The organism is Erythrobacter rubeus, from assembly GCF_014705715.1.
GTDB classification, from domain to species: domain Bacteria; phylum Pseudomonadota; class Alphaproteobacteria; order Sphingomonadales; family Sphingomonadaceae; genus Erythrobacter; species Erythrobacter rubeus.
This window is the reverse complement of the sequence record NZ_JACXLC010000001.1, coordinates 2,836,292-2,856,984: the sequence shown is the minus strand read 5'-3', so window position 1 is coordinate 2,856,984 and position 20,693 is coordinate 2,836,292. Positions and strand designations below refer to the sequence as shown.

Annotated in this window: 20 protein-coding genes; 7 read left to right on the top strand and 13 right to left on the bottom strand. The window is 61.7% G+C overall.

The window, feature by feature from the left end:
- Nucleotides 1–16: 16 nt before the first annotated feature.
- From pheT to hisN, 7 genes are all read right to left on the bottom strand, one after another.
- Nucleotides 17–2,416 (bottom strand): phenylalanine--tRNA ligase subunit beta, encoded by a 2,400-nt coding sequence (gene pheT / locus IB285_RS14075; protein WP_190788750.1) that lies wholly within the window; start codon nucleotides 2,414–2,416, stop codon nucleotides 17–19.
- Nucleotides 2,413–3,531 carry a phenylalanine--tRNA ligase subunit alpha gene (gene pheS / locus IB285_RS14070; protein WP_190788749.1) on the bottom strand — a complete coding sequence of 373 codons (1,119 nt, stop codon included), beginning with the start codon at nucleotides 3,529–3,531 and terminating at the stop codon, nucleotides 2,413–2,415. Before pheS ends, pheT begins: the two co-directional genes overlap by 4 nt.
- A 112-nt stretch (nucleotides 3,532–3,643) precedes the next feature.
- On the bottom strand, nucleotides 3,644–4,543 hold the full coding sequence (locus IB285_RS15150) for a helix-turn-helix domain-containing protein (protein WP_328705898.1): 900 nt from the start codon (nucleotides 4,541–4,543) through the stop codon (nucleotides 3,644–3,646).
- Between the two features lie 167 nt (nucleotides 4,544–4,710).
- Entirely contained in the window at nucleotides 4,711–5,070 is a 360-nt protein-coding gene (rplT, locus tag IB285_RS14060; protein WP_190788747.1) for a 50S ribosomal protein L20, read from the bottom strand.
- Between the two features lie 53 nt (nucleotides 5,071–5,123).
- On the bottom strand, nucleotides 5,124–5,327 hold the full coding sequence (gene rpmI, locus IB285_RS14055) for a 50S ribosomal protein L35 (RefSeq protein ID WP_190788746.1): 204 nt from the start codon (nucleotides 5,325–5,327) through the stop codon (nucleotides 5,124–5,126).
- A gap of 318 nt (nucleotides 5,328–5,645) precedes the next feature.
- Entirely contained in the window at nucleotides 5,646–6,578 is a 933-nt protein-coding gene (locus IB285_RS14050; RefSeq protein ID WP_190788745.1) for an oxidoreductase, read from the bottom strand.
- A 27-nt stretch (nucleotides 6,579–6,605) separates the two neighbouring features.
- Nucleotides 6,606–7,376: a histidinol-phosphatase gene (gene hisN, locus IB285_RS14045; protein WP_190788744.1), complete on the bottom strand. Its 771-nt coding sequence runs from the start codon at nucleotides 7,374–7,376 to the stop codon at nucleotides 6,606–6,608.
- Between the two features lie 200 nt (nucleotides 7,377–7,576).
- Between hisN and IB285_RS14040 the strand changes: the two genes are divergently transcribed.
- Nucleotides 7,577–8,599, top strand: a complete 1,023-nt coding sequence (locus tag IB285_RS14040) for a helix-turn-helix domain-containing protein (protein ID WP_190788743.1) — start codon at nucleotides 7,577–7,579, stop codon at nucleotides 8,597–8,599.
- A gap of 11 nt (nucleotides 8,600–8,610) precedes the next feature.
- Here the strand turns inward: IB285_RS14040 and IB285_RS14035 are convergent, their stop codons facing one another.
- The 3 genes from IB285_RS14035 to glpX form a co-directional block, all read right to left on the bottom strand.
- Complete coding sequence (locus IB285_RS14035; protein ID WP_190788742.1) at nucleotides 8,611–9,546, bottom strand: ribose-phosphate pyrophosphokinase; 936 nt, start codon at nucleotides 9,544–9,546, stop codon at nucleotides 8,611–8,613.
- Nucleotides 9,547–9,667: 121 nt separating this feature from the next.
- Nucleotides 9,668–10,324 carry a hypothetical protein gene (locus IB285_RS14030; protein ID WP_190788741.1) on the bottom strand — a complete coding sequence of 219 codons (657 nt, stop codon included), beginning with the start codon at nucleotides 10,322–10,324 and terminating at the stop codon, nucleotides 9,668–9,670.
- Between the two features lie 101 nt (nucleotides 10,325–10,425).
- Nucleotides 10,426–11,451, bottom strand: a complete 1,026-nt coding sequence (gene glpX / locus IB285_RS14025; protein ID WP_190788740.1) for a class II fructose-bisphosphatase — start codon at nucleotides 11,449–11,451, stop codon at nucleotides 10,426–10,428.
- A gap of 85 nt (nucleotides 11,452–11,536) precedes the next feature.
- Between glpX and IB285_RS14020 the strand changes: the two genes are divergently transcribed.
- Together IB285_RS14020 and IB285_RS14015 are read left to right on the top strand one after the other, a co-directional pair.
- On the top strand, nucleotides 11,537–12,148 hold the full coding sequence (locus IB285_RS14020) for a hypothetical protein (protein WP_190788739.1): 612 nt from the start codon (nucleotides 11,537–11,539) through the stop codon (nucleotides 12,146–12,148).
- Complete coding sequence (locus IB285_RS14015) at nucleotides 12,145–12,744, top strand: hypothetical protein (RefSeq protein ID WP_190788738.1); 600 nt, start codon at nucleotides 12,145–12,147, stop codon at nucleotides 12,742–12,744. Before IB285_RS14020 ends, IB285_RS14015 begins: the two co-directional genes overlap by 4 nt.
- Nucleotide 12,745: 1 nt before the next feature.
- Here IB285_RS14015 and IB285_RS14010 read toward each other — a convergent pair whose 3' ends face one another.
- Nucleotides 12,746–14,068, bottom strand: a complete 1,323-nt coding sequence (locus tag IB285_RS14010) for a homoserine dehydrogenase (protein WP_190788737.1) — start codon at nucleotides 14,066–14,068, stop codon at nucleotides 12,746–12,748.
- Nucleotides 14,069–14,167: 99 nt separating this feature from the next.
- Nucleotides 14,168–15,067: a hypothetical protein gene (locus tag IB285_RS14005; protein ID WP_234033215.1), complete on the bottom strand. Its 900-nt coding sequence runs from the start codon at nucleotides 15,065–15,067 to the stop codon at nucleotides 14,168–14,170.
- Nucleotides 15,068–15,456: 389 nt separating this feature from the next.
- On the opposite strand from IB285_RS14005, the gene IB285_RS14000 reads away from it, so the two are divergent.
- The 4 genes from IB285_RS14000 to IB285_RS13985 all read left to right on the top strand — a co-directional run bounded on the left by IB285_RS14000 (nucleotide 15,457) and on the right by IB285_RS13985 (nucleotide 18,092).
- Nucleotides 15,457–16,101, top strand: a complete 645-nt coding sequence (locus IB285_RS14000; protein WP_234033207.1) for an energy transducer TonB — start codon at nucleotides 15,457–15,459, stop codon at nucleotides 16,099–16,101.
- Nucleotides 16,102–16,174: 73 nt separating this feature from the next.
- Nucleotides 16,175–16,966 (top strand): MotA/TolQ/ExbB proton channel family protein, encoded by a 792-nt coding sequence (locus IB285_RS13995; protein ID WP_190788735.1) that lies wholly within the window; start codon nucleotides 16,175–16,177, stop codon nucleotides 16,964–16,966.
- An 88-nt stretch (nucleotides 16,967–17,054) separates the two neighbouring features.
- Nucleotides 17,055–17,582, top strand: coding sequence for an ExbD/TolR family protein (locus IB285_RS13990; RefSeq protein WP_190788734.1), 528 nt, complete (start codon nucleotides 17,055–17,057; stop codon nucleotides 17,580–17,582).
- Nucleotides 17,583–17,633: 51 nt separating this feature from the next.
- Entirely contained in the window at nucleotides 17,634–18,092 is a 459-nt protein-coding gene (locus IB285_RS13985; protein WP_190788733.1) for an ExbD/TolR family protein, read from the top strand.
- Nucleotides 18,093–18,216: 124 nt separating this feature from the next.
- Here the strand turns inward: IB285_RS13985 and IB285_RS13980 are convergent, their stop codons facing one another.
- Nucleotides 18,217–20,691 (bottom strand): ligase-associated DNA damage response DEXH box helicase, encoded by a 2,475-nt coding sequence (locus IB285_RS13980; RefSeq protein ID WP_190788732.1) that lies wholly within the window; start codon nucleotides 20,689–20,691, stop codon nucleotides 18,217–18,219.
- Between the last annotated feature and the right edge of the window lie 2 nt (nucleotides 20,692–20,693).

Genomic DNA, 20,693 nt, shown 5'->3' with positions numbered 1-20,693 from the left:
AGCTTCGGCACGCGCTTTAACCGCGCAGTTCCGCCCCCTGCTTGGCCGCCGCAGCGACAATCGCGTCCGAAATCGCTTTCAGATCGGCGTCCTTGTACGATTTCTCAGCGGGTTGAAGTGTCACCTCCACGGCGACCGACTTGCGACCCTCGGGCACGCCTTGCCCTGCGAAAACATCGAACACGCCCACATCGGTGATATTCGCCTTGTCCGCGCCCTTGACTGCGCGCACCAGCTCGGCGGCAGGGAGAGCTTCGGGCACCAGAAAGGCGAAATCGCGCGTCACCGATTGCAGCGCGGGCGGCGTGAAGCTTGGCCGGGCGAAGCTCTTCGCGCCCTTCCATGCTTTCTTTTGCGGAATGGCATCTAGGAAGATTTCGACCGCGGCAATTGGGCCATCGACATCGAGCGCCTTCAGCGTCGCCGGATGGACCATGCCGAAGCGTGCCAGCACCTTTTTCGGCCCCAATCGCAAAGTGCCGGATTGACCGGGATGAAACTGCGAGCCCGCCTCGCCCATGACCATGAGATTGCCGGCCGGAGCACCCGCCGCTTCGAGCAGCTGGGTAGCAGCCGCCTTCGCATCATAGGCATCGAACATCTGCGCTTTTCCAGTGGCCCAGCTGCGCGCAGTCTTTTCGCCTGCAAGCACCACGCCAAGTGTCGAGCGCTCATCGCTGAGCCCGTCGGAGCCGCGGAAATACCGGCGCCCGATTTCGAACAGACGAGTGGAGGCGCTTCCGCGTGTTGCTGCCCGCTTGGCCGCGTTGAGGAGGCCCGGAAGGAGCGAGGGCCGCATGACCTTCATGTCCTCGCTGATAGGGTTGGCAAGCGCCCAAAGAGCGGCGCTATCGGCGAAATGCGCAGCTTCATCCTCTGGCAGGAATGACCACGTGATCGCCTCGTTCAAGCCGCTGGCCGCAGCGGCGCGGCGCAGTTTGCGCTCGACAACCTGATCCGCCGTCGCTGTCGGACGGGCGACGCCCTCGACCCGCGGCAGGGCGACGCTTTCGACCTTGTCTAGGCCGTGAATGCGTACAACTTCCTCGACCAGATCGGCTGGCCCTTCGATATCGTGCCGACGCAGCGGACAGGTCACCTGCCAGTCGTCGCCAACCGCGAAATCAAGGCTCTCGAGGATGCGGCGCTGCTCGTCTGCCGAAACCTCGACCCCGCCTAGCCTGACTGTGCGAGCGGTGTCGAAGCTGAGCACTTTCGGCTCGCTCGGCGGCGATCCAGCCTGAACGGCTTCGCTCGCTTGCCCGCCAGCGAGCTCGACGATCAGTCCTGTCAAAAGGTCGAGTCCTTCCTGCAGAAACGCCGGGTCAACTCCTCGTTCGAACCGCGTGCGCGCATCAGAGGCGAGGCCCAGCTTGCGCCCGGTCACGCCGATGCGCGGCGGATCGAAATAGGCGATTTCGAGCAACACGTCGGTCGTGTCGTCCTGCACGCCCGAATTCTCACCGCCCATGATTCCGGCAATGTCGTGCACTTCCTTGTCGTCGGCGATCACCACCATGCTCTCATCGAGCGTGTAGGTCTTTTCGTTTAGCGCCAGGACCTGCTCGCCTTTCGTCGCGCGCCGGGCGACCACGGCTCCGTGAAGCTTGGCGACGTCGTAGGCATGCGCTGGGCGACCAAAGGCCAGCATCAGGTAATTGGTGAGGTCGACCAGCAGCGAAATCGGTCGCTGGCCCGCGCTCTTCAATCGCTGCACAAGCCAATCAGGCGACGGGCCGTTCTTCACGCCCTTGATCACGCGGCCATAGAATGCAGGACAGCCTTCCGGATCGTCTGTGCGGATTTCGACCGGGCACGCGCCCTCGGCAGTGAATTCCGGGAAAGCAATCGGCTTGAGCGTGCCTAGACCCGCTGCCGCCAAATCGCGCGCTATGCCGTACACGCCCATGCAATCGGGGCGGTTGGGGGTGATCGCAACGTCGATGATCGGCGAGGAGCCATGATAATCGGCAAAGCTGTACCCGACCGGCGCATCCTCGGGCAGTTCGATGATCCCGTCATGATCTTCGCCCAGCTCAAGTTCACGCACCGAGCACATCATACCGTTGGATTCGACTCCGCGGATCGCGCTCTTGCGCAGTTCCATGCCATTCGACGGGACGACCGCGCCGGGCTGACCGAGCACGCCCATCATGCCCGCACGCGCATTGGGCGCGCCGCAAACGACCTGCAATGGATCGCCCTCACCGGTGTCGACTGTCAGCACCTGCAGCTTGTCGGCATCCGGGTGCTTCTTTGCGGTCAAAACCTTGGCCACGGTGAAGCCCGCGAGCTTCTCTGCCGGGTCCTCAACACCTTCGACTTCAAGCCCAATCGCGTTCAGCGTATCGACGATTTCCTGAAGCGACGCATCGGTTTCGAGATGGTCTTTCAGCCATGTGGTCGAGAATTTCATGCGCCCGCTCCCACACCAGCCGAAAGCGTCGGCTGATCGAACGGGGAGAACCCGTAATGCGACAGCCAGCGCGGATCGCCATCGAAGAAAGCGCGCAGATCGTTCATGCCGTATTTGAGCATCGCGAGCCGGTCGACGCCGAGTCCCCAGGCAAAGCCCTGCCAGACCTGAGGATCGAACCCGCCCATTTCGAGCACGCGCGCATTGACCATGCCGCTGCCGAGAAGTTCCATCCAGTCATGTCCGGCATCGTCGCCCGATCCGCCGACAACGCGGCGGCCGCCTTCGTGAGAATAGCCGACATCGACTTCCACGCTCGGCTCGGTGAAAGGGAAGTAAGAGGGGCGGAGGCGAAGAACGATGTCGTCGCGCTCGAAGAAAGCTTTCAAGAAGGTTTCCAGCGTCCATTTGAGGTGGCCGAGATGGATATTCCGGTCGATCACCAGCCCTTCGACCTGATGAAACATCGGCGTATGAGTTGCGTCGCTATCGGAGCGATAGACGCGCCCCGGCGCGATCAGGCGCATTGGCGCGCCGCCAGAATTCTCCTTGGCGACCTGCTGCATCGAGCGGATCTGCACCGGAGAAGTGTGGGTGCGCAGGAGGATCTCGCCGCCATCGGCGGTCTTGTCCGGGAAATAGAACGTGTCGTGCATCGCGCGCGCAGGATGACTCTCATCCATGTTCAGCGCGGTGAAGTTGTGCCAATCGTCCTCGATCTCCGGCCCGGTCGCAACTTCGAAGCCGAGATCGGCGAAGATCTCCGCCAGCTCGTCCATGACCTGACTAACCGGATGGACCGAACCCTTCGCCTGCGCGGGCGCCGGCAGAGTAAGGTCGATTGTTTCGCTCGCGAGCTTTGCTTCGAGCTCGGCCGTTTCCAATTGCGCTTTCTTCAGCTCGATCGCCTCGGCTATCTCGGCGCGCACAGCCTGGATCGCGGGTGCGGCCTGCTGCCGCTCTTCCGGGCTCATGCCGCCAAGCGTCTTCAGCGCTAGGCTTACCCAGCCCTTTTTCCCGAGCGCCGCCACGCGCTCTTCATCGAGAGCGTCGAGCGAGGCTGCCCCGGCAATCGCTGTCAGCGCCTCATTTTTCTGTTGTGTCAAATCGGTCATGTCATGGCTCATTCAAATGAGCGCGTCCGCTAGCGAGAAATGGCGGACAAGGCAAAGATGCAATGCGCGCTGAGGCAGGTTTTTCGAGCGAACAACCGGGCCGAACCGGCGCTCAGTTGGTCGGAACGTCGAGAGCCTGCGCTGCGCTCCCCCACACCCGCGCCCGGGCCTCCATGAAGGATGAGAGGATCGGATGATCGAGCGCTGCGTATTCACTCGGGTTCATCGTCATGAATTCGTGGAACTCACGGGTAAACTGCGCCTGGTCGTGATATTCGGCATCCATCGCCTCGGTCCAGCGCGTGCCGTGGTGCAACATGAATGTCGTGAGGCTGCGAATGAACCTCTGGCGGCGCATCAGCCGTTTCGGAGTGAAGCCGAAGTAACGTCGGCAGACTCGCTCTAAAGTGCGAATGCTCATCCCGCATGCATCGGCCAGATCCTTGACCGCGAGATAGGCCCCGTCGACCAGAGCCTTGTGAACGCGCAGGATTTTCGGTTCATCACGATTGTGTCGCATCAATTGGTTCATGGTCTCGACGATGTGTGCGACCTGTTCCTCAGGCGTCGCCTCGACATCGCACAGCACCTTCGAAAGGCTGTCGAACTTCGCGAATGCGGAATGCTGCGATCCGTCCCACAGCGTGTTTGCCAGACCGTGCGCATCGGCGTCGATAAAGCGTGACCAACCGAGCGGGAGAAGACCAATGCCCCACATCTCAGACGTGCCAAGCTCAAAACGACATGGCAACGAACTTGGTCCCGTCGCATTGAAACAAGCCCCGGTAACGCGCGATCCGGCTATTTCCGCTCTGGGCTGATCGCCGCTAAAGAACCGGATGTTGCTCCATTCCGGCTGGAGGTAGTCTTGTACCGTTTTGCCGTCTTCGACCTGCAACGTCATATGATAGAAGGTCGTGAAGCAGCCGTCGAACTCGCTTGGCGGGGTGTAGAAGTGGCTGCGGACCTTGTAGTCCGGCTCATCGACCCCTCCCTTTCGGTTCCCAGCCACCATAGCAGTTGCATGTGCAGCAATTGGCGAGTCTGTACAAGGAAATTGGCAGATTCTTACAAATCGACTTCGCCTGCTTGGTAAGCAAGAAAAGGGGCAGTCGCCGACGCGCCGCCCCTTTATCTCATTAGCCGCTCATGCCCTTCGGCAATGGCGGTTATAGCCGTTCAGTTCGGCAGAGCACTCTTCGCTTGTGCGATGATCGTCTTGAATGCCGCTTCTTCGTTCATCGCGAGATCGGCCATCACCTTACGGTCGAGCTCGATACCGGCGAGCTTCACGCCGTGCATGAACTGCGAATAGGTCAGGCCTTCGGCGCGAACGGCTGCGTTGATACGCTGAATCCAGAGAGCGCGGAAGTTGCGCTTCTTGATGCGGCGATCGCGATAGGCGTACTGGCCGGCTTTCTCGACGGCCTGACGCGCGACGCGGATGGTGTTCTTGCGGCGACCACGATAGCCCTTGGCCTGTTCGAGGAGACGCTTGTGCTTCTGGCGGGTGGTAACGCCGCGTTTGATGCGAGGCATATCTGTATATCCTTGTGTCTAAGTGAGGGAGCAGGCGTCCGCCCGCTCAGCCATCAATCGAGCCCGTAGGGCGCCCATTTCTTGATCGTCTTGGCATCGGCATCCGAGATGACGGTGGTGCCGCGATTCTGGCGGATATACTTCGCATTGTGGTGGGTCAGACGGTGACGCTTACCAGCGACGCCATGCTTGACCTTACCCGAAGCGGTGATCTTGAAGCGCTTCTTCACGCCGCTTTTGGTCTTAAGCTTGGGCATTTCTATCTCCTTAAGTCAGAGACACATTGGACCAGCCCTGGCAGCCCTTGTCGCCAGGCCGGACTCGCAATCTGTGTCGTTGAAGGACGCGCACATAGCGGTTTTGCGCCGCGATGCAAGCGATTCGCGCATGTCGCACGCCGCTCCGAGGCCACCACGCGGCTGAGACATGGACCGCATGTTACACGGTCCTGAGGCGAAAAGCTGTCCGCACGTGCGGTGCCGTTGGTCATGCACAAGGCAGCATCGGGTCCGAGGTCAAGATGGGTCGCAATCATCCCCCGACAATGCCTCTTCGGCGTATCTGTAGGAAAGCGTCTAAACCTCGAAGCTTTCTCCCACCAATTCCTCGCTGACCTCCCACAGACGCCGCGCCACGTCTTCATCCAGGGCGCGCGGCTCAACATCGGCATCGCCGACCGGCCCACGCGCGTCGAAGAACCCGGTGGGGCCGTAATACCCGCCGCTCACCGCATCGGGATCCGCAGCAGCGAGCACGGTCGGGTACGCCCCGAGCTTTGCCGGCTGGGCGATGATAGAATTGGTGATCTTGTAAATCGCCTTGAGCACCGCCGTCGGACCGCTGAACTGCAATTCGGTGTCCGAATAGCCCGGATGGCAGGCGATCGACTTGATGCGCGAGTCTGCTTTATCCAGGCGCCGGTGCAGCTCCATCGCGAACAGCAGGTTGGCTAGCTTCGATCGAAAGTAAGCGCGGCTGGCGTCATATCCGCGCTCCATCATCAGATTGTCGAAGTCGATGCGGCCGAACTTGTGCGCAATGCTCGACACCGTAACGACCCGGCCGCCGCGCCCATCGACCTGATCAAACATCAGCGCGCACCACAAGAAATGCCCGAGATGGTTGGTACCCAGCTGCATCTCATACCCATCGGCAGTTTTCTGCTTGGGAGTCTGCATTACGCCCGCATTGTTGATCAGCGCGGCAATCGCTCCGAAACGGTCCTGGGCTTCTTTCGCGGCATCCCGGATCGATGAGGAATCGGCGAGATCGATTTTAAGCAGCTCGCACCGGCCCTCTCCCAGATTGACGATCTTGGCGAGCGCCTGTTTGCCTTTCATCTCGTTTCGTGCGGCAATCACCACATCAGCATTCTGGCGCGCGAGGAGCTTTGCCGCCTCGAAACCGATGCCCGAGTTTCCCCCGGTAATGATGCACAGTTTGCCGGAGAGATCCGGCAGGTTTTCAGGCGTCCAATTCTCTATTCCGCTTGTTTCCATATGAGGCATGAAAAGTCCTTTTCTTGCGTCGGGGTATCATCCCATCGCTTCAAGAACGTCTTCAAGTCGCGCTGGGTCCCCTAGAGCGATGACGCGGCCATCGCTTTGCGCATCGATTGGGTTGCCCTGCCAGTCGCTCATCATCCCGCCTGCTCCTTCGACCACGGGAACAAGCGCCGCATAATCATGCAGTTTCAGGCCGGCTTCGACCACGAGATCGACATGACCGCTGGCGACGAGACCGTAATTGTAGCAATCGCCTCCGTAGATGATCTTGCGCTCGGCCACCGACTTCGCGACGCCCATAAAAGCATCGACATCGTCGCCGGTGAATTGATGCGGGGTCGTGGTGCCGAGCACCGCTTCAGACAATTCCTTGCACGGGCTCACTCGCGCAGGCTTGCCGTTGAAAGTGGTGCCCTCGCCAAGGCGCCCAATCCAGCGTTCACCCGCAATCGGTTGATCGATCACACCAAGAACGGGCCAGCCGTCCTGCATAAGCGCGATCAGCGTGCCGAAAATGGGACGGCCCGCGATGAAACTGGTCGTGCCATCGATCGGATCGAGCACCCATTGGCGACCGGCGCTTTCGTTTGTCGCACCGTATTCTTCACCGATAATGCCATCCTCGGGGCACTGGTCTTCGACGAGCTTGCGCATCGCTGCTTCGGCAGCCCGATCCGCCTCGGTCACATAGGATCGATCGGCCTTACGCTTCTCGCTCCACTTACCGCGGAACAGCGGGCGGATCGCTGCACGCGCGGCATCGGCTAGGGCATTAGCAAGATCAAGATCGGAACGGGTCATGCAAGGTATTCCAGTCAAGGCACTGTGGGCAGCGATGCCTAAGCACTGGAAATATCGCTTGGTCAAATATTTGTAGTCGAACTTAACATACGAGTTTGCCGCCTTCGCCGAAGACCTGTAAAAGCACTCCAATTGAAAAATCCGAACTTAGTTTTTCTCTCGGGGTCGCATCCAAGGCAAAAAAGAAGTCAGGGTCGAAAATGGGCTCCATGGGGGCGAACAATTCAGGGCAACCGACGCCCGTCGAACACCATTTCAGTGGAGCAGGTCCCGAACTACGCTCTGCCCACGGCTATTCGAAGGCCGGCGAGCCGCTTTCGATCAACCGCGCACCGGCTAAGGAAATTGCCCCGTGGGCCGCGCGGGTTTACTCGACAAGGGTCGATCTCGATCCGGGCGTGGAAATCAAATGCGGCCTGATCTCCGATGCACCAGTTCTGCGAGTCTTGTTCAGCGGTTCATGGACGGCGCAGACCCGCGATGGTGTGGGACGGTATGGCCCCAGCGCCCTGCTTTTCGGTCCCAATACGAAGCGCATGGCCGTAACCGTTCGCGATTCCTTCGCCACTATGGGCGTCTGGTTAAAGCCAGGCGCTATGGCCGCGCTGCAGGGCCCGGAGGTTTCGAGCACGCTCGACCGGATCATCCTCTACGACCACATTTACGGCGACACCGAATGGGGCACCAGCGCGCAATTGCTGGAATGGTTCGATCCCGCAGCATCTCCTGAACGGTGGATGCGCGTTGCCGAAAAACTGATCGAAAGCCTGATCGAGCGCACCGGGCGGGTCAAACCCGATCCGATCATCGAGGAATTCGATAAAGAGGTTTTTCGGGATCCCAATATGCAGATCTCGGACTTTGCCGATGAGCATGCAATCGAGCGACGGCGGCTGGAGCGCATGATCAAGGCGGCCTACGGACAGACCGCGACGCAAGTGCTGCGCCGGGCCCGCGCACTCGATATCGCCGCCCATCTGCGCGGTGTTGCCGATGACCGCGAGGCCGAAGAGGCTGCGCTCAGGTTCTTCGACCAGTCGCATATGATCCGCGAGTTCAAGGCGTTCTTCGGGATCACTCCGCGCAAATTTGCGACGACGCCGCAGCCATTCATGACGATAACGTTAGAAGCGCGTCAGGCGCGGCGGCTGGAAGCGCTGGGCCGCATCGATCCGGACACCCCGCCGCCTTGGCGAGATCCGTCGATCGCGAGTTTCAAATAGGCGAGGCCGCGTCAGTCGAAGAGTGAGCTGACGCTGCTTTCATCGGCGATGCGGCGGATTGCCTCTCCAACCAGCGGGGCGATCGTCATGATTCGGATACGATCGGACTTCTCTGCCGCTTCGGTCGGGCGGATCGAATCCGAGATGACCAGTTCTTTGAGCTGCGAACCGTCGATCCGCGCCACCGCTCCGCCTGACAAAACGCCGTGCGTGATATAGGCAGCGACCGACTTCGCACCGTTTTCCAGCAGGGCATCGGCCGCATTGCAGAGCGTGCCGCCCGAGTCGACTATGTCGTCGATCAGGATGCAGTGGCGCCCTTCGACCTCACCGATGATGTTCATCACTTCGCTTTCGCCGGGGCGATCGCGGCGCTTATCGACGATGGCGAGAGGCGCGTTGTCGAGCCGCTTTGCCAATGCGCGGGCGCGCACCACACCGCCGACATCGGGCGAGACCACCATCAGATCCTGATCGCCGTAGCGTGCCTGGATATCCGCGGCCATCACCGGTGCGGCGTACAAATTGTCGGTCGGAATGTCGAAGAAGCCCTGGATCTGGCCGGCGTGAAGATCGACCGCGAGGACACGGTCCGCCCCTGCTTCGGTCACGAGATTGGCCACCAGCTTCGCCGAAATAGGCGTGCGGGGGCCGGGTTTGCGATCCTGCCGGGCATAACCGAAATACGGGATCACCGCCGTGATACGGCGCGCCGAGGCCCGCCGCAGCGCGTCGATCCCGATGAGCAGTTCCATCAGGTTGTCGTTTGCGGGATAGCTGGTCGACTGGACGATGAAGACGTCCTCGCCGCGCACGTTCTCGTGAATTTCGACGAACACTTCCTCATCGGCAAACCGCCGGACACTCGCATCGGTGAGCGGCATTTCGAGATAGCCTGCGATGGCACGGGCGAGCGGCAGGTTCGAATTGCCGGACATGATCTTCATGGGTCGCGAATCCCCGAGGTGCTGAACTGGTACGTCTCGCCTAACGATGAGTCATGGGATTGCAACAGATGCGCCGCGCTTGTCGTCAGCTGGGTGGCTCGCGCTGGCCGGTATGCAGCACTTATTCCTCGTAAACGAAAATGACCTGATCGGCATCGGTCACGCGGACCCAGGTCTGGTAGTATCCGAGCTCATTCTCGCCGCGCTTGTTGGCGACCGGGCTGGGCCTGCCGGTGCGCGCATCGATCCATTGCAGCTGCACTTCGCCATCGACCACCACCCGCCGATTGCCCAGCCGCTGCATCATCGTGAACATATTGAGGTCGAAATTCGCATCCGCGTGGCAGCCGCGCACTTCGATCACGCCGTTCTCAAGGCTGCCCGCGCACGTACGCGCCCGCCTCAACAGAGCCCAGAGCGCATCGGGCTCGAACGCGATGGTGAGCGTGCCGAGCTGCGCATATCCAGCCTGCGAGTTGACGAAGAAGAGGTCGGTCAGCTCTCCGGTAAGACTGCGCCCGCCGCCGCGAATGTCGAGCAGGAAGCGCCCTGGGCGCGGGGCGTTTTCGCCTGCCGCATAGGCGAGCGCGACGGCTTCGTGCGGGGTCAGGCATCCGGCGGCGCATTCAGGCAGTGTCGGGCGGACAGACCGCAAGGCCGCATCAGCCGCCCGGTCCAAGGTGATCTGCTGCGGCGCATCTTGCTCCGTCTCCCCGCCCTGCGCGGCAAGCGCAGCGGTGGAGCATAACAGCAGGAGTGCCGAGATCGGGCGGAGCACGCGGGGTTCCCTTACATGAGCGCAAAGCACAGCGGAAACTGCACATCACACTCAATATGATGAACCGGCGCTGATCGGCAATATTGCAGCGCGTGGCTGCGCTACGAAGCTATACGGTGCTCCCCGCGAACCCAGCGCACCGTGCCGCTTGATGCGCGCATCACGACGCTGTCGGTGCTCATGATCGTTTCGCCGGTATGCTTGCGGCGCTTTTTTACACCATCGAGCAGCGATCCCGCCGTAACGCCGGTCGCGGCGAAGATACAGTCGCCCTTGGCGAGATCTTCTAGTTTGTAGATGCGGTCGAGATCGTCGATGCCCCACTTGCCCGCCCGCGCGCGCTCATCGTCGTTGCGGAACACCAGCCGGCCATTGAATTGACCGCCGACGCAGCGCAGGGCAGCCGCGGCAAGCACGCCTTCGGGTGCGCCGCCCTGCCCCATATACATGTCGATCGTGGTGTCCTCGTCCGTCACGGCGATCACGCCCGCCACATCGCCATCGCCGATCAGCACGACGCCGCATCCGAGGGAGCGCAGCTCGGCGATCAGATCGGCATGGCGCGGCCGGTCGAGCACGCACACGATGATCTGCGAGGGCTCCACACCCTTTGCCGCTGCGACCGATTTCACATTCTCGCTCGGGCTTTTGGCAAGGTCGATAACGCCTTCGGGATAACCGGGCCCGACGGCCAGCTTGTCCATGTAAACGTCGGGCGCGTTGAGCAGGCAGCCTTCTTCGGCTGCGGCCAGAACGGCAAGCGCGTTTGGCCCGGCCTTGGCCGTGATCGTCGTGCCTTCCAGCGGATCAAGCGCGATGTCGATCTTCGGTCCCTTGCCCGGCGCGCCGCCGACCTTCTCCCCTATATAAAGCATCGGCGCTTCGTCGCGCTCACCCTCTCCGATGACCACGGTGCCATCCATGTAGAGCGTATCAAAAGCGCGGCGCATTGCCTCGACAGCAGCAGCATCGGCTGCCTTCTCATCTCCGCGGCCCACCAGCTGCGCTGCAGCCACCGCGGCCGCCTCCGTCACGCGCACCATTTCGAGCACCAGCACACGGTCCAGCGCGCTCCCGGATTTTGGTTCTTTATCAGCGAGAACGTCTGTCTTATCGGGGGTGTTCATGACAAATTCAGTCCCTGTCCTCTTTCCATCGCGCAGCCGAACGTGCACGGTGACCTACCAATCGCTTAAGCCGAAGGAGACGGGCTTGTCGAGCAATGCTGAGCCCGTTTTGCGCTTTTCTGCACTGCCTGTGATCCTCGCCGCATCGCTTGCTATGCCCGCTGCGCTATCGGCCCAGGATGACGGCGGCGTGACGCCCGCGGCAGAAGAATCCACAGAAGCCGACGAAGCGCAGGTCGCACCGCGGCGTCGCCCTCAGCGGCTGGACCTTTCGGTCACCGTTCCGCGCGAGGAATCGGACCAGCTACTCGAAGAAGACTGCGAAGAAGAGGCCGATGCCGGGCGCATTGCGGGCGAAATCGTCGTCTGCCGTCAGCTCGGCGAAGCAAGCGATGGTTCGTGGAACAAGGAAGATTGGGAGCGCCGCTATGCCGAGCGGACACAGGGTATCAGCACGCCCAACACGTTCGGCATCGCCAATCACGGCAATGCCATCGGATTTGGATCGGTGCCGCCGCCGGCGCTTCTGATCGATGTCGAAGCCTTGCCCGAAGCGCCCGAGGGATCGGATGCTGACAGGATTGCGCGCGGATTGCCGCCGCTTGGCGAAGATCCCGAACCGACGCCCGAGGAAATAGCCGAACGTCGGCGCAAGCTCGGACTCGAGGCACCGCCGACAGACAGCCAGCCCGAATGATCCGCGCAAGACGCCTTCGGTTCGCTGGCGTTTTGCTGGCCGGGCTCACCGGGCTCAACGCCGCCGGAGCGCTCGCGCAGGAGGATGACGAGCCCGAGAACGAGGCGCGGGACACTGTTCGGATCGATATCCTAGCGCCTCCACCGGAAGCGCGCCCGCCGAGCGAGGCCGATATCCGTGAGTGCGAAGAGGATGTGGATGCCGCGACGGTTACCGGCGAAATTATCGTTTGCCGGCAGATCGGCGATGATCCGGGCAATTACTACAGCGGGAGCCGCGCCGAAGCGCAGCGGCGCTACGCCGAGGAGACGGCCTTTGCAGGAGACATCCTCGCCCCCGACGTGGCGGGCGCAGGCATATTTCGCGGCGCGCCGACGGTTGGCGGCCTCTGCCTGATCCCGTCATGCCCGAAAGACCCCGCTCTCATCATAGATGTTGAAGCACTGCCCGATGCCCCGGAAGGCTCGGATGCGGACCGGATCGCGCGGGGCCTCCCGCCTCTGGAAGATGCCGACGGGCTGAACGAGGATGATGTGAACCGGGCGCGCAAGGCACTTGGCCTTCCGCCGGCTCGCAGCCGGACGGAAGACGAATAGGTCAGTTCGGCAAGATCGGCATGACGAGCGGATCGCCGGTCAGGCTGTCGGATCCTTCGAGCAGGTCGAGCGCCTTGCGAACGCACCGTTCGGGCCCTTCATGCGTCACCATCGCCACGAGCACTTCCTCGCCATAATTCGCGCGGCCCTGCTGGATCAGGCTTTCGATAGATACGTCCGCATCGCGCATGGCAGCGGTGATTTCCGCAAGCACGCCCGGCCGGTCATTGACGGTGAAACGGATATAGGTCCGCTCCATCCGGTGCCCCGGCTCGGCTGGCGGCAGCGCGGCAAGCTGGCCGACCGGCATCGAGAACGGTGCGCCGATTTCGCTGCGGCAGATATCGATCAGATCCGCGACCACAGCGCTCGCGGTCGGGCCGTCGCCCGCTCCTGCGCCCTGGAACAGCAGTCTGCCCGAGAAATTCCCTTCGGCGACGACCGCGTTGGTCGGGCCATCGACCGGGGCCAGCGGGTGCTCTTTCGTGACGAGGCACGGGCGGACGCGCTGAAGCAGCCGGGCATTGTCGCCGTCCCCCTCGACGTCGGCCTGTGCGATCAGTCGAATGACGAAGCCGAGCGCGTCGGCCTGCGCAATGTCGGCAGCGCGCACCTGCACGATGCCGGTGGTGTGGACGGCAGCGAAATCGACCCGCGCGCCGAACCCGATGGCGGCGAGGATGGCCAGCTTGTGCGCTGCATCCACGCCTTCGATGTCGAAGGTCGGATCGGCCTCGGCATATCCCAGCTTCTGTGCTTCGGCGAGCGTTTCGGCGAAGTCCGCCCCAGTCTCTTCCATCTCGGACAGGATGTAATTGCAGGTGCCGTTTAGGATACCGTAGACATTGGTGAGCGCATTGGCCGATGTGCCCTCGCGCAGCCCTTTGACCACCGGAATGCCGCCTGCGACGGCAGCTTCGAATTTCAGCGGGACGTTGGCGGTTTCGGCAAGCTCTGCCAGATCGAGTCCATGATGCGCGATCATCGCCTTGTTGGCGGTGACAAGACCTTTGCCCGCTTTGAGCGCGGAGCGCGATGCCGCAAGCGCCGGCCCGTCGGAGCCTCCGACCAGCTCCACCAGTACGTCGACATCTTCACGCTCGGCGAGCGCGGTCATGTCGTCTTCCCAGGCATATCCAGAGATGTCGACGCCGCGATCGAGCGTGCGATCGCGCGCGCTCACCGCCACAACCTCGATCTCGCGCCCGGCGCGCGCCGCGATGAGATCGCGGTTTGTGCCCAGCAGCCGGATGACCCCTGCACCGACCGTGCCGAGACCGGCGATCGCTATGCGTAATGGCGATGAGGAGTTCGTGTCAGACAAGAAAGCGCTCCGATGCTGCAATGCAATAGATCGCGCTTAAACCAAGTGGGCATACGGTCAAGCCGGAGCGCCCAATCCGGGCACCGCCTGCTCAGGCGGTCATCCGGTGATCGCGCGATCGCACTTGCCGAGTTCGTCAATCACGAAAGCATAATCCTCCGCCGCCAGTCTGCGCGCTGCGGGATCGCGGGCGAGGTTAGCGCTGCTCGGAAGCTCCGCTGGAAGCGAGCAGGCGAGGCGATACCAGCGCAGCGTCTGCGGATCAGGCGAACGCGCGGCGGAATCGATGATCTCGCCCCATGACACGCCCCAAACCGGGTTCTGTCCCGGACGGCGCAGCACCGTCAGCGAAACCGGCGAATTGTCCTGCGTATCGAGGAAAATCTGCGTCTCCGATTCTCCCGACAACGTGCCCTGCACCGCCAACGCATCTGCGATACCCTCGATCCGGGGAGGCTTGCCCGCCCGGGCCAAGGAAGCAAGGACGGGCCTCAGCTTCGCTTCGAAGGCGGGCGAATAATCAAGCTGCGCATTCTCGGCGGTGAGCTGGATTTCGCGGCCACGCTTGGTCGCCGGGCGGCCCGGCAGCGCGTCGGCAAAGAGGATGACTTCCCGTTTCTTGAGCTTGGGCGCCTTGCCCCTTTCGTTGAGCGGGACATCGACGAGGTAGACCAGCGATTCGCCGATGGCGGTGTCGCCAGCGATCAGCGCGAGTGTTTCCGCCTCTATATACAAGCGCGTATATCCAGGCTCCAGGCCCGGTGCGCGTTCGCGGCTGACTTCGCTCTGCCGGCGAATCTCTGCGCGGATTACAAGGTCGCTGCGTTCGGCCAGATCGACCAGGTCGGCATAGGTCGCCATTTCGGCAAGGCTGGCCGCCGAGGCCGCTCGATCTTGCGCGGCAACCGTGCCGCCGCCGCCCAACGCAAACAGCGCGGCGGCGGCAAGCGCGCCTAGCCCCTTGAATTCAGTCCTTAAATTTCGGTTAATGATGGTCATGGTCCAGAAATCCTACGCGAGCCCAGCGGCATTATTCGCACACTTTGGCATCGGAGGGGAAGCGCCGTGAATCGGCCCTCAACCGATAAAGCGTTTGATTGCCTAGGGGTTGACCGTTAAAGCCTTCCCCGCTCGCACGGCAATCGGGGACATCGTCCATGCGAGCAGATACGCCGTTCATATGCTATATGTGGGCGTCTCGCAGGGCGGAGACTGGCCAATGATTGGGAACCAGCGACGTTCCGGTGAGGTTAAATATTCTGGGATTCGCGTCTTCGCGGTCCGATTCGGAAGCATCTGATTCGGGCCTGACGTGAGAATTGCGCCGGTATGTCTGCCGGCCTGAGTGATGGAGAGAAAGCGACTGGATGGCCTACGCTGACCAACAAATGAGTGGGAACAAGGTTGTTTCCATTGTCATCGTGGCGGTGATCCATGTGCTGATCGGGTATCTGCTCATTTCCGGCCTGGCCATTTCGGCCGTTAAAGAGGTCGTAGAGCGCGTTACCACGGTCGACATTGAGGAGCCCCCACCCCCTGAAGAGCCGGACGAACCGCCACCCCCGCCTGAGGAAGTGACGGCACCACCGCCACCTGTGGCACCTCCGCCTCCGATTAGCATCGCACCGGCTCCGCCGCAGATTCAGACCCAGTCTGAAATTCCGCCGCCCGCACCGCCTGCCCTGCTTATTCCGCCGCCCGCACCGGTTGCGCCTCCGGCGCCGCCGCCGCCGTCTCTGGCGCGTGGTCCCACGACCCGCGGAGAGCGTCGCTGGGCAGCCCGTATTCAGGAAAACTATCCCTCGCGTGCACTGCGCGAAGAGATCGAAGGCACGGTTGGCGTTCGCGTCACCGTGACCGCTGATGGGCGTGCGACCGGCTGTTCTGTAACCTCTTCCAGCGGCTCGAGCATCCTTGACGATGCAGCCTGCCGCGGGATGGAACGTTATGCCCGGTTCAATCCAGCTCTCAACGACGCTGGCGATCCTACGACCGGCAGCTATTCGACGCGGATTACTTATCGTTTGAACTGATGACGCTTTTCGGGTGTGCCCAAATCAAGAAGGCACATGGAATGAGACGAAATTTTCAAGAGGAATACTCGCAATGAACCTTTACACTCTTACGGCCGCAGCCACCGATGCGCCGGTAAACGAATTCGGTTTCTGGAAGGCCATGGAAGAAGGCGGCCCTGTCGCCTGGTCGATCCTCGGCGTGATGGTCATCATGTCGGTCGGATCGTTCTACATCCTGTTCACCAAGCTGTTCGAACAGAACAAGGTGATGAAGCAGTACAAGGCCGTCAAAAGCTCGTACTGGCGCGCTCCTTCGCTGAAAGAAGGCGCAACCAAGCTCGAAAAGAACAGCGCATGGCGTCAGCTCGCCGATGACGCGGTTACCGCTCAGGAGCACCACTCCAAGATGGAAGGTGCCGGCAACGAGATCCACTTCGTCGAAGAAGAACTCGCGCACTCGCAGGACACCATCAACCAGTCGCTTTCGGGCGGTCTGTCGTTCCTCGCATCGGTCGGCGCTACCGCGCCGTTCATCGGTCTGCTCGGTACGGTGATCGGTATTTACCGCGCTCTGATCAACATCGGCATTGAAGGTTCGGCGTCTATCGACAAGGTCGCAGGGCCTGTTGGTGAAGCACTCATCATGACCGCAATCGGTCTGCTCGTGGCTGTGCCTGCCGTGCTTGCCTTTAACTGGCTGCAGTCGCGCAATCGCCGCATCAACGCGCTGATGACCGACTTCTCGAACGACATCGTCGCTTACATCGGTTCGAACGGCGCGGTTAAGCCGACCGTCGCTGCCAGCGCTGCAAGCAAGCCGAAAGTGGCTCCGAAGCCTGCAACCACCTCGGGCGGTGTCCGCACCCCGCCGACCAAGTCGTAAATTCCGGATGAGCGGCGGGAGCGAGGCGAACCTTCGCTTCCGCCCGGTCCACACGACGACTGAAATTTTAAGGGATAGGAAATAGGCAATGGCGATTTCGATGGGAGGCGGGGAGACCCCGATGTCCGACATCAACACCACCCCATTGGTGGATGTGATGCTCGTGCTTCTGATCATCTTCCTTATCGCGGTCCCGGTCGCGATTCAGACGATCGAGAAACTCGAAATTCCGGTCTTCGAATCGGTGGAATCGAAGAACAAGGTCGAAAACCTCCTGCTTACGGTCAGCACGACCGACGCCGCTGGCCGCAGCGCTGGTGAGCCGGGCTTCGAAGGCGCATCGCGCGGCGGTGAATGCCGGGTCTACTTCAACAACATCACTCCGGTGACATCTGAAGAATTGTACGACCGCGCGTTCACGCGTCTCGATAACATTGTGCAGGCTGCGGGCGGACCCGAGGCGATCATGGAAGACCCTGAGCGTATCCCGCAGGTTCATATCCGCGGTGATACCAACGCACCGTGGCGCTGCGTGGCAGGCGCGATCTACAACGTGCAGGCTGCCGGATATCCGATCGTCGGCTTCATTTCGAACCCGGTCGAACCTGGCATCTGATTGCAAAATTCATCCGGCGAGAGCGGGATAGAGAGTTAAGGAGTAACAACCATGGGTATGTCAGGAGGCCAGCTCGACGGTGAGCCGATGCTCGACATGAACATGACGCCGCTGATCGACGTCTTGCTCGTGCTGCTCATCATGTTCATCATCACCATTCCGGTCGCGACGCACTCGGTCGATATCGATTTGCCGCAGGACAATGCGAACAATCCGCCACCGGATATCGATCCCATCAAGAACAAGCTGGTTCTTTCGGCGAACGACCAGATCCTGTGGAATGGCGAAACCATCACACAGGGCACGCTCGTGACCTTGCTGCGGGATACGACAACGATGGCGACCGAGCCTGAGCTGCAGTTCGAACCGGAAGCGCTCGCCAGCTACGATCTGTCGGCCAAGGTGCTGCAGATCATCAAGGCATCCGGCGTTACCAAGTTCGGCTTCGTCGGCAACGAGAAGTACCGGAGCTTCGGAACCGGCGGCCCGGGAGCTGGCGGCCAGCAGTAAGCGCTGACAGGCTTGCAAGAATATGTGGCGGCCCGGCTGGGACCGCCCCTTTTCTTTGCGCTCCCGGTTTCTGGGAAAGGTAATTCCTGCCCTCGCACTCTAAACGCGCAGCATAATTCCCAAGTCAGCCAGCTTCTTCTGCGGGCATGTCTTCTGGCCCGATGCGCATTGCTTCTCCGACAAGGGTCTCTGCCTCGATCAGCAATTCGTCATCGACTGCACCTTGAGGGACGGCTTCGCGGCCGATCATCGTCATCACCGGCACCGCAAGCGGAGAAACGCGCTCGAGTTCGACGTGGACCAGTTCGTGCTGCGACCTCTCGAGCAGATTGGCGAGCCTGCCGACATCGGTCATCCGCGCCCGTGCATCGGCCCAGGCTGCTTCGAGCAGGATGTGGTCGGGCTCGTATTTCTTCAGAACGTCATAGATCAGGTCGGTTGAGAAGGTGACCTGCTTGCCCGTCTTGCGCTTACCCGGATGTTGCCGCTCGATCAGCCCGCTGATTACGGCAACCTCGCGGAAGGCGCGGCGCAGCAAGTGGCTTTCGGTGACCCAGTCGGTGAATTCGTGGGTGAGGATGTCGGGCGACAGCAGCGGCTTCGGGTCTTCGACCGGTTTCAATCCCCACACGGCGAGGCAATAATCGTTCGCGACGAAGCCGCCCGGCATCAAGCCGCGATCATCCATCCGCCGAGTGATCAGCATGCCAAGGCTCTGGTTCGCGTTCCAGCCTTCAAACGTGTAATATACGGTGTAATGCTTGCCGCCGTGGAGGAAGCTTTCGACCAGCAGCTCGCCCGGTGCCGGTAGCTGGCTGCGATAGTCCTGCACCTCCAGCCATTCGCGCACGTCGTCGGGGAAGCGGCCCCAGCCCGCGCGGTCGTTCAGCATTTCCTGCACCCGCGTCGCGAGATGCGTGGTGAGCGGCAGGCGAAGGCCGCCATAGGAGGGGATCGCCGCAGATTTCTTCGCCGCGCGCACGATTACATCCATGTCCTTCACGCTTTCGACCTCAAGACTCATGCCTGAAAAGAAGAAGGTGTCGCCCGCCGAAAGCTGGGCCGCGAAGCGCTCCTCGACCTTGCCCAGCTTGCGCCCGTTCTTGAACCGCACGGTCAGCATCTCGCTGTCGACGATGATCCCGGCATTCATGCGGTGGCGCTGGGCCTGGTTGGGATGGGCGAGCCGCCAGACGCCGTCTTTCGATCGCACGATCCGCTTGAACTTGTCATAGGCCCGCAGCGCGTAGCCGCCATTTTCGACGAAGCCGAGGACGCGTTGAAAGACCTCCTTATCCAGCCACACATAGGCAACCGACGACCTGATCTCGGCCAGCAAGTCGTCTTCGTGAAAGGGCGCCGCGCAGGCGCATGCCATCACGTGCTGCGCGAGGACATCGAGCCCGCCTGCGCGAAAATCCTCGCCGTCGCGCTGGCCTTCATCGACCGCGTCTTTCGCCGCCATCGCTTCGAGAAATTCGAAACGGTTGCCGGGCACCAGCACCGCGCGGCTGCGAGTGTCGAGCCGGTGGCCCGCCCGCCCGATCCGCTGCAACAACCGCGAAGAACCCTTGGGCGCGCCCATCTGCACGACGAGATCAATATCGCCCCAATCGACGCCAAGGTCGAGGCTGGCAGTGCACACGAGCGCACGCAATTCACCTGCCGCCATGGCGTCTTCGACCTTGCGCCGCGCCTCCTTGGAAAGGCTGCCGTGATGAACGCCGATCGGCAGGTGGTCTTCGTTCTCCTCCCACAGGCATTGGAAGATGAATTCAGCAAGAAAGCGCGTGTTGGTGAAGACCAATGTCGTCCGGTTCGCCTTGATCGCTTCGTACAGCTGGCCAACCGCCCATCGCCCGGCATGGCCGCCCCACGGTACGCGCTCTTCGATCGGCAGGAGGATCTCGACATCCGGCTCCGCGCCTGGTTCGCCTAGCACGAGGTCGGCGGCGTGAATCTCTCCGGTGCCGTCGACAGGCTGGGGGGCGAGCCATTCCTGAAAGCTCAGCGGGCTCGCAAGCGTTGCAGACAGTGCGACGCGCTGAATATCGGGCGCAAGCCGTTCAAGCCGGGACAGCGCGAGCGCAAGCAGGTCCCCGCGCTTTCCGGTGGCAAAGGCGTGAACCTCATCGATCACCACCCGCTTCAGGCTCGCGAACAGATCCAGGCTCTCGGGATAGGAGAGCAGGAGCGACAGGCTCTCCGGGGTGGTCAGCAGGACATTAGGCGGCTTTTCGCGCTGGCGTTTCTTGCGATCCGATGAGGTATCGCCGCTGCGTGTCTCGACCGTGATCGGCAGACCAATTTCCTCGATCGGCGTCAGAAGGTTGCGCTTCACATCGTGCGCAAGCGCCTTGAGCGGCGAGACGTAGAGCGTGTGCAGACCCTCGGGGTGAGGTTCGCTCGAAGACAGCGCGAAATCGCACAGCGTCGGCAAGAAACCCGCAAGGGTTTTGCCTGCACCGGTATCGGCAACGAGCAGGGCGTGCCGCCCCTCGCGAGCTTTGGACAGCATATCGAGCTGGTGTCGACGCACACGCCATCCGCGCGCGTCGAACCATTGCTGAATTTCGGGAGGAAGCTTCGGCTGCGTCACGC

Coding starts and splice junctions, on each gene's coding strand:
- IB285_RS14050 (WP_190788745.1), bottom strand. CDS start 6,578: ATGCCTCATATGGAAACAAGCGGAATAGAGAATTGGACGCCTGAAAAC.
- IB285_RS14040 (WP_190788743.1), top strand. CDS start 7,577: ATGGGCTCCATGGGGGCGAACAATTCAGGGCAACCGACGCCCGTCGAA.
- pheT (WP_190788750.1), bottom strand. CDS start 2,416: ATGAAATTCTCGACCACATGGCTGAAAGACCATCTCGAAACCGATGCG.
- IB285_RS13995 (WP_190788735.1), top strand. CDS start 16,175: ATGAACCTTTACACTCTTACGGCCGCAGCCACCGATGCGCCGGTAAAC.
- hisN (WP_190788744.1), bottom strand. CDS start 7,376: ATGACCCGTTCCGATCTTGATCTTGCTAATGCCCTAGCCGATGCCGCG.
- IB285_RS14015 (WP_190788738.1), top strand. CDS start 12,145: ATGATCCGCGCAAGACGCCTTCGGTTCGCTGGCGTTTTGCTGGCCGGG.
- IB285_RS14035 (WP_190788742.1), bottom strand. CDS start 9,546: ATGAAGATCATGTCCGGCAATTCGAACCTGCCGCTCGCCCGTGCCATC.
- IB285_RS14000 (WP_234033207.1), top strand. CDS start 15,457: ATGAGTGGGAACAAGGTTGTTTCCATTGTCATCGTGGCGGTGATCCAT.
- IB285_RS14005 (WP_234033215.1), bottom strand. CDS start 15,067: ATGACCATCATTAACCGAAATTTAAGGACTGAATTCAAGGGGCTAGGC.
- glpX (WP_190788740.1), bottom strand. CDS start 11,451: ATGAACACCCCCGATAAGACAGACGTTCTCGCTGATAAAGAACCAAAA.
- pheS (WP_190788749.1), bottom strand. CDS start 3,531: ATGACCGATTTGACACAACAGAAAAATGAGGCGCTGACAGCGATTGCC.
- IB285_RS13985 (WP_190788733.1), top strand. CDS start 17,634: ATGGGTATGTCAGGAGGCCAGCTCGACGGTGAGCCGATGCTCGACATG.
- IB285_RS13990 (WP_190788734.1), top strand. CDS start 17,055: ATGGCGATTTCGATGGGAGGCGGGGAGACCCCGATGTCCGACATCAAC.
- rplT (WP_190788747.1), bottom strand. CDS start 5,070: ATGCCTCGCATCAAACGCGGCGTTACCACCCGCCAGAAGCACAAGCGT.
- rpmI (WP_190788746.1), bottom strand. CDS start 5,327: ATGCCCAAGCTTAAGACCAAAAGCGGCGTGAAGAAGCGCTTCAAGATC.